Genomic DNA, 15,585 nt, shown 5'->3' with positions numbered 1-15,585 from the left:
GGAGAGCCGCTCGGCGATCTCGGCGGCACCGACGAGCTCATCTGCATACACCCGCCTTCGGCCCATCCGCTTTCCTCCCGACCGCTTCGGGTGCATGTGGTGATAGATTTCGAGTACAAACCAACTCAGCCCTAACTGAGTGGCCCCGGCGGTGCGGCAAACACCCCGGGGCCTGGCCGGCACCCCGGGAGGTACCGACATGCCAGATCCTACGGACTCATCCGAACCCGAGACCGTGACGCTCGCTGAGTTCGCTCGAGGCGAGTGGCTGCCGTCGATGCGGGGTCGCCTGAAACCAAGCACCTGGGATTCCTACCGACGGAACATGGAACTCCACGTGCTGCCACAACTTGGCAGTTCGTTGTTGACCGAGCTGACGCCCCGAAGTCTGAACGTCCTCTACGGGGGCCTCCTTGAGCACGGCAAGCGAAACGGTCGCGGCGGCCTGAGCGCGACGACAGTGCGATATATCCACGTCATCATCCATGGAGCGCTGGCCGACGCAGCAGACCTCGGTCTGGTCGCCGCAAATCCTGCCAGCCGGGCAAAGCCCCCAAGGGTGAACCGGCCGGTTCATGAGTCCAGTGCTTGGAACGCGGACGAGCTACAGACGTTCCTTCGTTCGGTGGCTGACGATCGCATCTATCCAGCGATCCACCTTGCTGCGCTCACCGGGATGCGACGCGGCGAGATCCTCGGCCTCCAGTGGGGCGACGTTGATCTTCCGAACAGTCGGCTCGTCGTTCGCCACACCCTGGTGTCCATCGGCTACCAGGTCCAGGAGTCGACACCGAAGACCCACAGGCCACGACAGGTGGAGCTTGACGAGGGCTCCTCGTCGACCCTGCAACGTCACCGGTCCGCCACGATCACCAGTGGTCAAGAGACTGGGTTTGGCGACCTCGTCTTCACCGATGACGCCGGAGAGCGGCTCCACCCTGATCTCTTCACTCAACGGTTCGACCGCCTCGTCGCCCGGTCGGGACTGCGGAGGATCCGGCTTCACGACCTCCGACACACCCACGCCACCCTCGCCCTGGCCGCCGGTGTGCCCGTCCGCGTCATGAGCGAGCGACTCGGCCACGCGTCGCCTGAGTTCACGATGAGGCAGTACCAGCACGTCCTCCCCGGCATGCAGGCAGCGGCCGCCCAGCAGATCGCCGACCTCGTCAGCGGCGGCGCCAACTGACGCCGGCCACTCGGGTCATGGGCCCGATCGCCAGACGGGCTGTCCGCTCCGGCCCACGGCTCGTCTTACGCGCGCCAAGTTCCCCCACGGAGCGTAGGAGAACCTCTTCATTGCTTGTCGCGGGATCCCGACCACGGCGCATCAACAGGCGTAATGGAAGCTCAACGACAACTGGTCTCCGAACTGCGCGGCTGGCGCTGTCTGGATGGCAGAGTGGTGGCTGGTCCGCGACGGCGGAACGGAAGCGGACGTCGCTCAGTCAGGGGTCATCCATGCCAGCCAACTACTACTCGGAAGCATGCGTCTGCCGGCGCGGCCACGTCTACGTGACCGATACGTCCCGCATGCCGCCGTCGGACCATTGCGAGACATGTGGCGCCATGCTCATAACGCACTGCGTTGACTGTGACGAAGCGCTTCGAGGTCTCTCGGCGCCTCCGGGAAAAATGGTGGCCTACAAGTCCCCTTACGATCCCCCGTCGTTCTGCTTCAACTGCGGAGGTCCGTTCCCGTGGGCGAGTCGCCAGGCGCGACTTTGGGAACTCGAGAACCGGCTCGACGAAGAGGCCGGGCTGACGGAAGCCGACCGTCTCACGATTCATGAGCAGCTGGAAGACCTGCGGTCCGGCGAACTCTCTGATGAGGAGGCAACCGAGCGGTGGCAACGACTGCACGATGTGGCACCGGGGGCCCTGGCGAAGGCCGTGAAGGTGGTGGAGACGGTGGCAACTGCGTACACGATGAAAAAGCTGGGGCTCGTTACCTAGCTGCCTGAGCTCATTTCGACTTATTGCCGCACATAACTCGCGGGACGGCTGCTTCCGAGGCACGTGGTGCTCGGCGTTCAGGCCCCTGACTTTCGGCTGGATCTCAGTTGGCGCGGAGTATTGAATCCAGCCGGAAGCCTCAGAGAGGTGCGGCGGCCCGTGATCCATCCCAGTTTGGCCGGCGAACACGGCGCCGATGAGGCTGAGCGCCTAGGCATCATTGTGGACGACCCGACCACGAGGGAGCGGCAGACCAGGCGTTCGACAGCGTTGCTGGAATAGCTCCTGTACCGGTTCGCGTGTCGGGCGTCGCGGCAATAGGGAGAACGTTCTGCGGGTCGCCGACATCATCTCGGCGGCCTTCGGGAGTGTTGAGCATGGCGTGCGCGATCGAGTGCCGACACCTCGACGCGCATTCGGACCGGCGTCGCTCAGCCAATCGGATGATGCATCCGAAGGCCGATCAGGTGTTTCGTCCGACTAGCGCTCGGGTCATGAGTCCGAGGTTTAACGGAGCCCCATCCGGGTCGAAAGATCGGCAACGGCCTGCGCCACTCGGCGGCATGGAGTCAATCAAATCTACGAAACCACGAGACCAGATTCGCCCCGATTGTCGACCTGCGGAGGTCACCGTCGACAGGCGAGGGCCAGTGGAACCAGACGGCTCTACCCCGTGGTCCTTCACCGAGTCGCCGCCACGAGCGAACGAAGACGCGGATCACAAAGGCCCGGGCTGACCGACCCCAGGGTCGGGCGCCGCTCTCGGCCACGCCTACGTGGCCTTCACCATGAGCACTGACCAGCACGTCCTCCCCGGCTAGCAGACCGAAGGTGCACGCGCCCTTTTCGATGCTGATCAACCGCCGACGGACGAACGAAACCGCCCCGTGGGGATGGCTTGTCGTGGGCGGCCATGCCGGCAGACGTGATGCCCCAACTGAGGAGCGCCAGACGACGCGTCAACGATTCCTAACCGCAGCGTGCAGCGAGCTGAAGTAGCTTGCGAACAGGCATCCCCACCCGGGGACCATGCCTAGATCTCGCGACGCCTACCGTTGTTGGGACACGTTGTGCTGCAAGCCTGCCCGGGATGTTCGTATGCCGGCACGACCGCCAAGGACGCCAGTTGGACGATCAACGCGAGGATCACGAAAAGAGTCACTTAGGGACAGTCCCGCCGAACCTCTCAGCAGCCTCACGCCGTCCCGGCGCTTCGGTCTTCGGCGCCTTCCAGTCGCAGTTTCTCATGACCGGCCTGGCGGACACCGTAGCGACAGCGGCGGGGGGAGTTCTTACCGAGGCTCCACTGATCATCGACTGCGGGTCTGGGGGCGGACGGCTGTCCGAGGCGCTCCTAGATCGTCTGCCAGAAGCGGGCTTGCGAATCGTGCTGTTGGACGTTGACCATGGTGCCGTGGCGGAGGGCGTCGGCCGTATGCGAGACCGAATCGTGGCTGGTCTGTGCGCAGACTTGGAGGTACTACCGTTTCGGCGGCGATGCGGGGCGGTCTTCATGCTCAGTCACGTCCTCTACTACACCCGCGACCGAGAGACTCTGCTCCAGAGATTGCTCTTCGAGTGCGCCTCATCGTGGGTGGTTGCGGTCGTCCGCGATCGGGAGTGCGTGACGGCACGGTTGTGGCGACACGTGACTGGCGGGGGACGACGAGCGACAGATTCTGTGTGGCTGCGCGATTTTATCGAACGGGACCCGAGAATTGAGGCGGCCGTGGTTGAGAACATCACCGACGCGCGCGGCATCCTGACTGATCTTCCCGAGTTCTTGGTTGATGCCCGCTCTGCTCCGAAGACGTCGGCCTTCGTGGAAGCGACCGTGTACCGCTCACCGCTTGTTGATCAGGTCTTGTACGACCAAGCGGTGGAGTTCTTCTCAAGCAGCAGCGATTTCCTTATTCGAGAGCACGTGTACGTGCTCAATTCAGCAGAGGTGCTCAAATGATCGGCCTCGTCGTCTGCGGTGGCCAAGGGACGCGACTGGGCCCCTTGGGTTCTGCCATTAACAAGTGCCTGTTGCCAGTGCGAGGGCGTCCGGCCCTGAGCTGGGCTATCGACCTGACACGCGACGTTGGGTGCGACCGGACTGTTCTCCTTGCCGGTCACCTGATCGGTCAGATCCGGACCTACGTCACGACTGAGGGCTTTCGAGATGTAGAGGTGCTCGATGCTGGAACTGACTCGACGGGTGTTGCAGTCGCTCGGGCGCTCGAGGAAGACGGCTCCGAACGGGTCGTGTACTCGCATGGCGACATCGTTCTCGGCGGCGTCGCCCGCCGGCGGCTCCACGCGGCGATCCATGGATTGGCTGATTCCGAGGGTCTGGTGGCAGTCAGTCGGCGTGATCGAGCTCCGACGCATCCCCACGCGGTTGTGGAGCGCGGTCGCGTGACCTCGTTCGTTCCCGCACGCGATGGTGCACGCTGCTGCGTGGGGGTGGCGTCCTTCACGCCAGCCATGCTGCCGACGGACACGCGTCGATCTGGAGCGCTTGAGTATCTGATCGACGAGAGTGCCATATCCGCCCGGCTTGTACGCGCCGCAGACATCGGCGCAGACTGGACGCACCTCGAGCGCCTCGACCTTTATGACCAGGTACGGTGAACCAATGAGGGGGGCGTCAGTCCCGGCGGAGTTGGTCGAGGAGTTGGGTTCCGCCTTCCGCACGGACGACCCCGGCCGCTGTCGGGAATTGGCAGCGGCGGTCGCTCAGCAGTTGCTCGAGACGCGCGCGGTCCCTGAGAGCATCTGGCATCCGCTCGGGTTCTATCGCATGGAGTTCGGCGCCGATTCGGCGGGCGACAGGTACGCATTCCACGTCTGGCCGGCGGGAATGCGGTCCACTCAGGAGCCGGAGTGGCTGGTGCACCGCCACGTATGGCCGTTGAAGAGCTTCGTTACCCTGGGACGGCTGCGCGATGACCAGTTCGATGAGCCCGCTGTACAGGCTGACGAAGTAGGCGCTCGCTACCTCGCCGTCGTCGTGCCGGGCAAGTCCACTCTTGTTCGAACCGGCGAGGAGCTGGCGCTCTCCGGCCTCGAGTCAGCGCTGTTCGAGGATGCGTTCTACGAGATCGATCTCAACCGGTTCCACCGCACCACGGTCCTGCTGGACGAGCTTTGCATCACGACCGTCCGTATCGGTCCTCGATCGAAGCCCAACTCGGACGTTCTCGGCGATGTTGATGGTCCGGCTGAGGTTGCCTACGAGCGGCGACCGGTGGACCTCGATTCCCGCATCCATGCTCTGCGTGAACTCAGGTCAGCCGCCGACTAGCGAGATGCCACCGTCGAGGACCAGCTCATGGCCGGTCATGAAGTCAGCGCCAAGAATGAACTCGACTGCATCTGCTACCTCGATCGGCGCGCCCAGGCGGCGCCAAGGTGTCTTCTGGACCACCTCGGAAACGTAGTCAGAGCCCGCCGACTGGGTCATCTCAGTGTCATAGTTACCCGGACTTATCGCGTTGACTCGAATGCGTCCGCCCGCCAATGAGACCGCTAACGAACGAGTCGTGCTGAGAAGCGCTGCTTTGGAAGCGGCGTAACTCACGATCTCTGGACACGCCAACGACCCATACACCGAGGTTATGTTGATGATGTTGCCGCCGCCGGCCTCGGTCATCGGCTGGGCGAGGAGCCGGCAGAACTCCAACGGAACTAGCGCATTGACCGAGAACGTCTTCAGAGCCGTCGATGGATCCTCCGATGGAAGGCCCTCATAGGCAAGTATGGCGCCAGCGTTGTTCACAACCACTGATGGGCAACCGTTCTCGGCAAGGACTCGGTCGACGACCCGACGCGGCGCATCAGAATCGCTCAGATCTACCGCGATATGCTTGCTCGCGCTCGAAGGGTCACGGTGTCGGCTGCAGCTGACTACTTCGTATCCGGCCGCGGCAAGTCGATCGGCGATGAGTCTACCGAGGCCCCGCTCGCCGCCGGTGACAAGGGCAACACCTGTCACGAAGTGCTCTCGGTCTCTTCGTCGAAGGCTGGGCTATCGACAACGAAGAGCCGCATCTCTGAGTCCGACCAGAAGTCATACAGAGTGTTCTTTGGGACGATGACCATCTCGTCGGGAGAGACCGCGACCTCCTCTCCAGCGACTGCGAAACGCCCGATCCCGGTCAGGACGAAGTAGACGCGGTCGTTGATTGGGCTGCTTGTCTCTCCATGACGCCCGGTAACAGTGATGACGGCTCCGCTGATTGCAGCGCAGTCGTCCTTGGTGGAGAGGGACACCCCGGCGATGTCCGCCCACCCCCAGTGCTCGCCATCGGCGACAGTGAAATGGAACCGGTTCATGCGTGTTTCCTCCTTCGATTCGGCGGTGCTGGCGTAGCGGCGCCTCGGCGCAACAGCGTTGATAGGGACTCAAGCCTGCGGATCTTCGCGTACTGACTCCGACGCGCACTATCCCACGACCTGAACAGGCCGTGCTCAGCAGTCTCGTCCACGTGACGGCGATCAGCCACCAAGGCGGCGAGTTCCGGCCACAGCGCCTCCGACACGCGTGCCGCTTCCGCGATCATCCGTCGCCCGTAGAACACGTTGAACCTGAGAGCGGATGCGACTAGCGCCGTTGTGAGGTCTGCTAGCTCCTCCAGCGACGCCCCAGCGGAGATCTGGACCTCGAGGATTCCATGACAGGCCACTGCTGCGACGTCGTTCGACTCCGCCGTTGGCGCTTCGAGGGCGACATGGCGGAGGTCGTCGATAGCGCCAGCTAGGTACGCCTCCCAGTGTCGCGCCAGGAGTCGCCCGCGGACGTTCTGCGACTTGCCGAGCACGGTGCACGCCTCTGCGAAAAGGCCTTCGTCCGCCGTCATGCGGCGCCGTGCCGTCGCCAGGTGCAGGAGGCAGAGCCCGTAGTGGTACCGATCGTCGGTGTAGAGGTCGGGTGCGTCGTGCGCGAGGAAGTCGAGCAGCTCGACAACTTCCTGCGGCCTACCCCCGAGGAGCAGAGTCTCGGCTTGGTGCGAGAGGATGTTTAGGCGGTATCCCTCGCCGTCGACATCCGCGAACCGAGTGAGGACCAACTTGGTCCATCGTTCAGCGGCAGTGATGTCGTCTGCGCAGCGCAGCAGTTCGGCTGTGTTCAGCGTTGCCACCGCTACCTGGAACTCGTCTTTCAACTCTCGAAAGAACCGTCGTGCTCCGCGCGCTCGCACGAGCCCGTGTGCGACATCGCCATCCATGGTGTGGGTCCACGAAGCCAGACTGTCTGCGAGTGCTCGAATGACCGCTTCATGGAGCTGTTGAGCGCGAGCTACAGCAGCGTCAGCGCGGGCACGAGCGAGCGCCCACTCGTTGCGCATCGCGTAGACGTAGCTGAGGACTATCAGGGCCTCGGCGGCGACGTCTTCCGCGACTGCCCCTTCCGCGAGCAGGCGCTCGCACTCCTTGATCGCCTGAGTGCTTGCAACTCGCCGACCGAGCACACCGTAGGTTTCCGCCAATCGCGCGAGGAAGACGGCTTCGGCGTCAACCAACCCTTCGGCGCGAGCCAGGGCGAGCCCTTCCGTGCACCAGGGCAAGGCCTCGCCGACGGCCGCCCGCCGGTGGCAGACATCGACGAGTCCCGTCAGCGCCGCGATTCTCGTCTCGGTTGGAAGGCGCGGATCATCCCCGGAGAGAACGTCTTCGAGTTCGAAGTACCCGGCGTCATACCGGCCTGAAGAGAGGTGGGCCAACCCGCTGATCGCCTTTAGCTCAGGGTGCTCTCGAGCGTCTATGGAGGTCGCGCGCACGGCATCGACTAGATCCGAAACGTCGTCGGCGACGAGAACGCCACGAACGCGGCTCGTCGCCAGCCGGAGTTCAGCTATCGCCGCTGGCAAGTCGGCCTGCGCGAGGAGAACCAAGCGCAGCGTTCGTAGCCGCTGACCCCGCGAGGTCGCTTGGTCGACGGATAGCAGCCGCTCCTCGCAGGCTCTTGTCGCCTTTGCGCACAGCTCCCTGTACCTGTCAGGCGCTCGGACGCGAAGGTCGGAAGCCACGTGGTCCGCGATGGGATCGTCAATCGTCCACCCGTCCGGGGAGGGCCGAAGGAACGACACGCGCGTCCTGAGAAACGCCAGATGCTCATGCGCCGGCCGCCCGATGACGTGGGCAACCATATCCTCGTCAAACTGACGGAACAGCGCCGCCGCCTCGATCACGGCCACCAGCCCTGGCTCGCTGGCGTCGAAGTGTGACAGGACTCGGGGTAAGAGCCTCCCGCGAAGAATTTCGTCAACGGTGTCCGCCGAAGCCTCGGGATGAGCGAGCAGTTCATCGACTGCGATGGCGAGAAGCCACGGCACCCCGCTCGACGCCGCCGCTACGGCTTTCACCACTTCGGATGACGCCGTGGGTAGGCGTCGATCTACGTAAGAAGCAACTCCGCTGTCGTCCAACGGTCCGAGGGGAATCTGCTCGATCGACTCGTGCCATTGGCCCCAGTCGCGAGCAACCTCCTCGAGTGGTTGGCGACCGCTGATGAGGATCGCTATCGGCCCGACGAAGTTCGGAGACGAGAGCAGAACAGCCCGAGTCCAGTCGTCCGTCGCTCTGGAGGCCAAGTGGTAGTCGTCGACGATCAGGCAGACGCCGTCGTGTGTCGCGAAGAGCGGATGCAAGTCCTGGAGGAACGCGTTCGTCAGCCGGCGCCGCGCCTGCGTGAGGATGTCCGCAGCGGCACCACCGAGTTGTGCGCCAAGGTTGTACAGCTCAGCGGCGTCGCCCATCGCTCCGGTGACCATGCCCCCGACCGGCGGGAGAGTGTCGCCGTTGTCAGTGGCATTCGTGTGCGTGGCAGCTGCCTGCTCATAGTCCACGACGGCTGCGCCGTAGAGCGGTCCTGGGTGCGGTTCAAGACTTGACTTCCACTGCGACATGATGTCGAACGGGCCCATCCCGAGGCGCAACTGCGCGTAGGCGGAGGTCCACCGACGATCGTGCGCTTCCTGCCTCAACCGCGCGATCAGAGTCGTCTTTCCGTAGCCGCCATCGGCGGTGAGTGCCAGAACCGCCACCGCACGCCGGCCTCTGGCGTCGTTAAGGAACGTTGCAAAGTGGGCCGTCTCCTCGTCGCGAGCGACGAAGTACGCGAGACGGTCGTGTTCGAGTCGATCCTGCAATGAGGCGGACGAGCGCACTGGGCGCCGCGCCTGTTTCGGCACTGACGTCGTCGGGCCACCCCTCACGGCGACTGCGATGCTGTGAGCCGAAGCGGACAACGCCTCGAGTCGCTGCTTGCGGTCGTCGCTAGATGTGCTGCTGCGTAGCTCATCGATTGCGGCCGCCAAGCGCTCGACGGTGTCGATCGTCACCGGTCGGCTGCCTGATAGTCCGCCCGACAGGGTCGCTGAACTCACTCCCATCGCCTTGGCAAGACCCGCCTGCGACAGGTGCAGAGCGTCTCGGACGGCAGCGACGACCGATCGAAACGCCTCCTGAGACGGCCCTTCGATGATTTCTCGTTTCACGAAAGCCTTTCGCCCCCTACGCCGCGGCGTGAAACGAGTGCCTCGCCACCGTCGACCTCATGACTTCCAAGCAGCAGCGTACGTCGGCAGAGCCGACCCAGCCCATGTGCTCCCACTCTGGCGCACTCCATACGGCCGTGCCCCTGACTGTGCACGGCGTCTCCGGTCGACGAGATCAGCTGCGACGCCTTCAGGCGCTCCGCGAACTCGTGGCGCATCTCGAGGCGAAGGACCAACTCTCCTCTCACGAGGCGGTCCTCCTGTTTCGCGTTACCGGAACGTCTTCGGCGTCGGGCGCCAACGAGGTGGTCGGCCACCGCGCTTCCGAGGTGCCGCAATGCTGAGTGCTGACCTGGCGCAACGCCTGGTGGACTTCTTCACGGAGCACCCGCCCGAGTGGTTGAGCCGCTATCAGCTGCCACCTCGTGCAAGGATGGCTCTCGCGTTCGCCGCGATGACCGGAGCGGGCTACGACTACGACGAGATCGCCGCCGCCGCCCACTACTCCGTTTGGACACCGAAGACCTACATCCGGGACGTCGCGGAATTCTGTGTCGATGGCCGGCACCGAACCAAGAAGGAGGGGCTCGAGCTCCTCGCCCACGCGCATCTAGTGTCCGCTAATCCAGCGCTCCTCGCCGAGTTGATCCGAACGGACCTACTTCGGTCGACCGCTTGACGGGTCGGGGGGAGACTTCAGTCAGACGGTGGACACAACGCTCGGAGTCGAGGCGGCCACCGCCCACACGAGCAGATTGCTGGTTCGGAGGCCACGGCTCTGATCGATGGGTCCGGTACAGGTGACCAGCAACAGCCGGGGCTCAGGTGAGAAACTGAACAGGCCAGGATCGAGCGCTCCTTTGGGGATTGTCGCCCAGCCCTGGACGGTGAACGGGTGACGCTCGCCCAACTCGTCGTCCACTATGACTGGTGAGCCGAGATCCAACTGGTCCAGATCGGCAAAGACCCCGTCGCTTCCTCCCCAGACGACGTGACCCGCCAGCAGCGCCGTGCCCAACTCGCCAGGCCGCGCTGACCCTTCGAACCACGCGACAGCATCGCCACGAAGATCGTCGGGCAGGCTGGCACCAGCGTCACGGTCCACCGGCGTAATGGCGCCATCGATGTCGGCGGTAGGCGCTGACACGAAGGCTGGAAGGCCTACGTGCTCACCTTCGTCCGGCGAGGGCGTGACCGTTGTCGCTGTCGGTTCAGCGGGTGCCGTCGGCGGCGTCGATTCCGCCTGAGGCTTGGGTGCGCAGCCGGACGCCAGCAGCAAGAGGGCGAGGACCGTCGTCGGCCGGCGCCGAACCAGCAGTGCTGCCGTCACCGCCAGAGCACTCAACCCTGCGGCGATCGCGGCGGTGTGCGGGCCGTGCGGCGCCGCGGGCGCGTCGGTGTCGATGGGAATTTCGGGGGGCGGTGAGTCGTGTGGCTGCCGCCCGTCCTCGACCCACAGGAGTCGCAACGGTGTCTCGGCACCGCCAGCCCACAGCGCGGTGTAGGCCGTGTCGGGCGCGGCTTCGACTGTCCGGTCCCCGAGTTGTTCGCCGGAAGGTGACAATGCCCGCAGGTCGAGCCGGCCCGAGAGTGCCTGGTGCCGCTCCGAGGAGGAGTAGGGCTCCGCAGGTGAGCCATCTCCAGCGGTGCCGTCATCGAGCTGCACGGTGCCGCTGTCGGCGGTGGCGTTGATGAACCGCAGAGAGGCTGCGCCTGGGGCGACTCGGCTGGCGGAGCACTCCGGGAACTCCCGCCACTGCCGACCGTCGTTGTCGGGCTCGACGAGGATGACAGTCACCAGGCACCCTGCGCTCGCCGTCTCGAGCCGAACCGACTCCTGCCCGATGTTGATGACCGGGTTCGCCGGCAGCCGCGCGAAGGTAGTCGCGGAGCCGAAGCCGAGACTCTGCGGGGTGGCGTCACCGAGAGTGACGTCAACGACGGCGTTGGAGGAGGCGGGGTTCGTGTTGATCACCCTGACCAACACGCCCGGGTCGAGGTCTGTCGGTGAGGCGCCCGCCGTCGGTGTGGCCAGAGCCACGCCGACGACGGCGACGAGGAGGCCGAGGAACACCTTGCGGGCACTCACGCTGACCGCCGACTGTCGGGCTCCTCGATCTGAGCGGTCTCCTTGGTCCACGCCCCGTCGACCCACGAGCGGGCGTCGTAGGGCAGCAGGTGGTGTGGAAGTGTGCCGGCGGCGATCTCCCGCTCCTGCTCGACCCAGGCGGGATCGGGCGCCCTGTAGAAGGGCTCGCCAGGCTTGCGCTCCTCGAAGGAGTAGGTGCCTGAGGCCACCGCGGCGTCCCACCGGGCGACGCGCTCGCCGCTGATGGAGATGCGCTTCTGCCCGTCGGAGCGAACCGAGGCTGCCTGCTTCTCGGCCTTGCGTTCCCGCTCGTGCTTCCGGCGGATGGCCCACCAGCGGGCCCGCCTGGCTCGACCGAGTTCGGCGGCGTCGTCGTCCGCGTGGCGGAAGGCCAAGTACGTCATGCCGGCGAACAGGGCGAGGGCGATGATGCCGAAGAGCAGGCCCCCGAGAAGACCCGAGCGCAGGCCTCGGATGACTCCGACGACGACAGCGTGGGCGACCCCGAGAACGAGGGCAGCGATGCCCATGGCGTGCTCGCCGGGGCTGATCTCCACGTCGGACGAGATCGCCTCGTGGCGCCGCCAGTAGTAGCCGCCAGCGGTGTGGGCGCACAGCAGGTCGACGGCGGGGACGGCGATGGCTAGCGCCATCGTGAGGCCGAGCGACAGCCCGAGCGCGAGCAGAGCGCCTCGGTCGACGATCTGCATGATCACGTAGAAGCCGAGACCGCAGAGGGCGTACATCCACGTGGGGACGGTGCGGCCAGTTTCACCGCGGCGACCGAGGTGGACGCGCCGGGCGGTGCGCTCGCGCACGTCATTGATGCGCGTCTCCGCCTCGCCGACGGAACGCTCGTGCTCCTTGACCTCCTCCACGGTCGCCTTGAGCTTGCCGAGCCCCTTACGGATCTTTGCCTCGACGGCATTGACGATCTTGCCGAACCGCTTGCGGTCAGCCTCGGTGGCACGATGCTTTGCCTCCGCGAGTTCCGGAGGTTCGCTACGGGGCCACTTGCTCCAGTCCCCCGAGATGGGGGTGACTTCACTCATCAGGATGGTCTCCTTGGTCAGTCCGAGTCGCGGCGGTCGCCGCTCCTCGGACCGTAAGAAAGGAAACCTGATTGGACGATCCCCCTCGGGGGACAACTCCTAGCTACTGCGGGCGCTCGCAAGCGCCGCCGAGTGCAGCGAGACCCTGAAGGTCGCCAGGGCCATAGTGGGCCGGCCGGGTGGGGACAACGTCGGGGTACATGACCTCGCCGGTGTCCTGCACGTGCGCGAGGCCGACGGCGTGCCCGAATTCGTGGAGGTAGGTGACCCCCCAGGAGCGGGTCCCGAAGCCGGGCGGGAGTCCGGCGTCCGCCGCCAGCGTGACGGTGCCGGAAGTGATGGTCAAGCCGATCGACATGAATTCGCCGGTGCCGACGGTGTCAGGCTCGGGCTCACCGGGAAGTTGCCACGGGGCCGACACCCACCTGACAACGATCGTTGGACCGTCGGCCGATCTGCCGGTCTGGAAGCCGACCGGCCGACCGTTTGCGATCGCGAGTCGAGGTACCGCTTCGGCGACGTCTCTGGATGCAGGGTACGGCTCGCCGTCCAACTGGTACCAGACCGACACGGTGTCGCAGGGGTCGAAGGTCACCGGCTTCCCGCCGTTGGTCTCGGCGAACGCGTACACACCCGGCGGGGAAGGGGCTGCTGGAGGCTGCGGCACCCGCCCGTTGCCGGTCGAGCCGCTACCTTCACCGCCTCCGATCGCCGGGATCCGTGCGCCTGGAAACGCCGTCGCACCCGCAGCGACCCCCATCAGCACAGCGAAGGCAATGACGTACACGCGCAGGAGGCGGCCGAGAGTGGCCGCCTCCCTACCGAGGATTCGGAGCGCGAATACTTGTCGGCTTAGGTGTCGGGGAGAAGGGTGGTTCCGGCCCGCGTGACCTGGCCATGCTTCTCGGCGACGAACCATGACCAGAAGTCCTCGAGTTCCGAGGGCGTCAGCGTCCCTGTTGAGTCCGATCCCGAGGAGAGACCCACGCCGGCCAACCAGACCTCCGTGGCGTCCAGGCCAGAGAAATCGGCGCCGCCGCAGTCAGCCATGACAGCGGCACGACCATCCGGGGAGTCGATATCGCGCCCCGTAAGGTTACAGCCCTGAGTCGTGTTGATGGCATCGCTGAGCATGACGATACGACGCATCTCTGCGTGGTCCGGCAAGAGGTTCGAACCCCAGGCGAGCGCACCGAACACGTCACTGCGATCAGCCGGTTCGCCCAGGAGTGCCGACCGCGTGCACCGGACGAACACCTCCTTCTGGTCTTCGGCCCAAGTCTGCTGGTTCTCTGGGTTGTCGGACCCGTCGCCCGTACGCAGGAAGCTGATGTCAGCCACGAGCGTCGGCGAGCGTTCCGAGTCGCCCGAGATCGTCCCCTCAATGACGCGCGCACCGTCCCGAGCCGCCTCTGGAAGGACGACCTCTTGGAGATGCCGCAGGTGGGTGTCCACCAGGTTGGCGTCGGACGCATTGGTGCCCAACAGCACGACGATGGTCGCCTGGGAGTCTGACGCCGGCTCGGTCCGGCACTCTCCAAGTTCCGATGTTGGCGGCTGATGGATGAGATCAGCCCCGGTGGCCACTGCGATTCCACCGGCGAGCACCAGCCCGGCTGTCGCAGCACCGATCCATTTCCACATGTGAGCCTCCAGAGGTCAGTCGATTGAACGAGTTGGAGGTCAACGTACGAACGGAAAGCTCCCCGCTCGATCCCCCGTGGGGGACATCCGCTCGCGACTCGCCAAGCAGCCGGGCGAGGTCCGTTCGAGCGCGCTCAGTTCGGCCTACCTTGGAGCAGTGATAAGCGTCCTAGTGCGTGAAGTCAGCTGTGGCGCTGATCGATGCTGTCTCGAAGCCGCTCCCGGACTCGCTGTCGATGCTTTCGGAGGAACGACGACGTCGGGTGTGATGGGTCGAAGCCGGCATCATCCCACCGCTCCGCGATCTCCGGGTCGGTCAGGCCCTGGACGTGCCACCACAGTGGCCACGAGTCGCGCGGATCAAGCTGGGAGAGAGCGTCCAGGACGCCAGCGAGCTTGAGTTTCTGCACCACGCGTTCGGCGGGATCGATCGCGTCCAACGCCCACGTTGCGTCCCGAGCGTACGCCTCCTCCCGTTGTCGGCGCCTGTCTTCGCTCCGATAGCGATCGATCGCACGATGCCTCAACGCTGTGAGGACGTATGGTGTGTCCGCTTCGAACAGCGCAGGGCCGAACCGGAACCACAGCTGTTGGAGGTCGTCGGGGCTGTGGGCCGCGTCGAGGAGTTGCTCGTACAGGCGTCGCCGGTCGGTTCGTCTCTCCTCAGTCACCACCGCATGCCTCGTACCTCATCACCGGTCGTGCTCAAACTAGGGGGCGGAGATCGCAATTCAGGGGAGGCTCGCACAGGAATCTTGTCACAGCCTGTCGCTCCACTCCGTTCACAAGGTGAAGAGCTCCTACAACCACTCTGGAGTGCATGATGGACCTACATGACCCACAGCCGATCGCACCGCTCTCATACTGGGCAGGCACCGAGGATCGGAGCCTGCCCCTGGGACTGAGCCCGGCGATTCTTGACTCACACGAGGGCTTGCAGGAGCGCGACTGGCGCGCGGAGCGCTTGGTTGAGCGCGCGTTCGACGTCCTTGCCACGGACACTGAACGATGCCTTGACGCCATGACGCTCGCCGCCTGCTCTGGGCTAGCGGAACAGATGAACGATCTCGCCAATTCCTCGGACGGAGAAGTCGCAGCAGTCGAGGCATTCCTTGCAGATCTCGGTATTGAAGTCGGTGCGTTGGAGCCGATCGCCGAGTCCGTCAAGGAGAAGGACTGGTTCCCTGCGGCCCAGACAGCCCTCGACGCGCTGCTCGAGTACTTGGTTGCCCACCGATCGACACGGGTCGAGCCCGAGGTGTGGGCAAAGGAGTGCAGCGCGCAGACTGACCTCGACGAGTTCTCATTCTTTTCGGGGCTGGATGCGTCCGGGGGCGACCTCGCCCTCGAGATCACG

14 protein-coding genes are annotated in these 15,585 nt (G+C 65.1%); 6 read left to right on the top strand and 8 right to left on the bottom strand.

Annotated elements, in window-relative coordinates; translation table 11 throughout:
- The first annotated feature begins 235 nt into the window (after positions 1 to 235).
- From JNK12_05380 to JNK12_05360, 5 genes are all read left to right on the top strand, one after another.
- The gene (locus JNK12_05380; GenBank protein ID MBL8775337.1) at positions 236 to 1,189 is read left to right on the top strand and encodes a site-specific integrase; all 954 of its coding nucleotides are present in this window, start codon (positions 236 to 238) and stop codon (positions 1,187 to 1,189) included.
- 272 nt (positions 1,190 to 1,461) lie between these two features.
- Positions 1,462 to 1,956, top strand: a complete 495-nt coding sequence (locus JNK12_05375; GenBank protein MBL8775336.1) for a DUF2321 domain-containing protein — start codon at positions 1,462 to 1,464, stop codon at positions 1,954 to 1,956.
- Positions 1,957 to 3,082: 1,126 nt separating this feature from the next.
- A complete protein-coding gene (locus JNK12_05370; GenBank protein MBL8775335.1) occupies positions 3,083 to 3,916 on the top strand; it encodes a class I SAM-dependent methyltransferase in 834 nt (277 codons plus the stop codon).
- A complete protein-coding gene (locus tag JNK12_05365; GenBank protein ID MBL8775334.1) occupies positions 3,913 to 4,575 on the top strand; it encodes an NTP transferase domain-containing protein in 663 nt (220 codons plus the stop codon). Before JNK12_05370 ends, JNK12_05365 begins: the two co-directional genes overlap by 4 nt.
- Positions 4,576 to 4,579: 4 nt before the next feature.
- Entirely contained in the window at positions 4,580 to 5,248 is a 669-nt protein-coding gene (locus JNK12_05360; protein MBL8775333.1) for a hypothetical protein, read from the top strand.
- Here the strand turns inward: JNK12_05360 and JNK12_05355 are convergent.
- From JNK12_05355 to JNK12_05345, 3 genes are read right to left on the bottom strand one after another with little or no spacing between them, the layout of a single operon-like run.
- Positions 5,234 to 5,938, bottom strand: coding sequence for an SDR family oxidoreductase (locus JNK12_05355; GenBank protein ID MBL8775332.1), 705 nt, complete (start codon positions 5,936 to 5,938; stop codon positions 5,234 to 5,236). The two genes, JNK12_05360 and JNK12_05355, sit on opposite strands and share 15 nt — an antisense overlap.
- Positions 5,935 to 6,279, bottom strand: coding sequence for a cupin domain-containing protein (locus JNK12_05350; protein ID MBL8775331.1), 345 nt, complete (start codon positions 6,277 to 6,279; stop codon positions 5,935 to 5,937). The genes JNK12_05355 and JNK12_05350 overlap by 4 nt, the downstream gene beginning before the upstream one ends.
- Positions 6,276 to 9,443 (bottom strand): AAA family ATPase, encoded by a 3,168-nt coding sequence (locus JNK12_05345; GenBank protein MBL8775330.1) that lies wholly within the window; start codon positions 9,441 to 9,443, stop codon positions 6,276 to 6,278. Before JNK12_05345 ends, JNK12_05350 begins: the two co-directional genes overlap by 4 nt.
- A 367-nt stretch (positions 9,444 to 9,810) precedes the next feature.
- Here JNK12_05345 and JNK12_05340 point away from each other — a divergent pair, with 367 nt between their 5' ends.
- Positions 9,811 to 10,122, top strand: coding sequence for a hypothetical protein (locus tag JNK12_05340; GenBank protein MBL8775329.1), 312 nt, complete (start codon positions 9,811 to 9,813; stop codon positions 10,120 to 10,122).
- Between the two features lie 21 nt (positions 10,123 to 10,143).
- On the opposite strand, the gene JNK12_05335 is transcribed toward JNK12_05340, so the two are convergent.
- The 5 genes from JNK12_05335 to JNK12_05315 form a co-directional block, all read right to left on the bottom strand.
- Complete coding sequence (locus JNK12_05335; protein MBL8775328.1) at positions 10,144 to 11,532, bottom strand: sortase; 1,389 nt, start codon at positions 11,530 to 11,532, stop codon at positions 10,144 to 10,146.
- The gene (locus tag JNK12_05330) at positions 11,529 to 12,584 is read right to left on the bottom strand and encodes a hypothetical protein (protein MBL8775327.1); all 1,056 of its coding nucleotides are present in this window, start codon (positions 12,582 to 12,584) and stop codon (positions 11,529 to 11,531) included. The genes JNK12_05335 and JNK12_05330 overlap by 4 nt, the downstream gene beginning before the upstream one ends.
- Before the next feature lie 103 nt (positions 12,585 to 12,687).
- Positions 12,688 to 13,371: a matrixin family metalloprotease gene (locus tag JNK12_05325; GenBank protein ID MBL8775326.1), complete on the bottom strand. Its 684-nt coding sequence runs from the start codon at positions 13,369 to 13,371 to the stop codon at positions 12,688 to 12,690.
- Positions 13,372 to 13,436: 65 nt separating this feature from the next.
- Positions 13,437 to 14,228 (bottom strand): hypothetical protein, encoded by a 792-nt coding sequence (locus JNK12_05320; GenBank protein MBL8775325.1) that lies wholly within the window; start codon positions 14,226 to 14,228, stop codon positions 13,437 to 13,439.
- 182 nt (positions 14,229 to 14,410) lie between these two features.
- Positions 14,411 to 14,902 carry a hypothetical protein gene (locus JNK12_05315; protein ID MBL8775324.1) on the bottom strand — a complete coding sequence of 164 codons (492 nt, stop codon included), beginning with the start codon at positions 14,900 to 14,902 and terminating at the stop codon, positions 14,411 to 14,413.
- Positions 14,903 to 15,585: the final 683 nt, after the last annotated feature.

Source organism: Acidimicrobiales bacterium, from assembly GCA_016794585.1.
In the GTDB taxonomy this organism is placed as follows: Bacteria; Actinomycetota; Acidimicrobiia; order Acidimicrobiales; family DATDAH01; genus JAEUJM01.
This window is presented reverse-complemented; position numbering and strand designations above follow the sequence as displayed.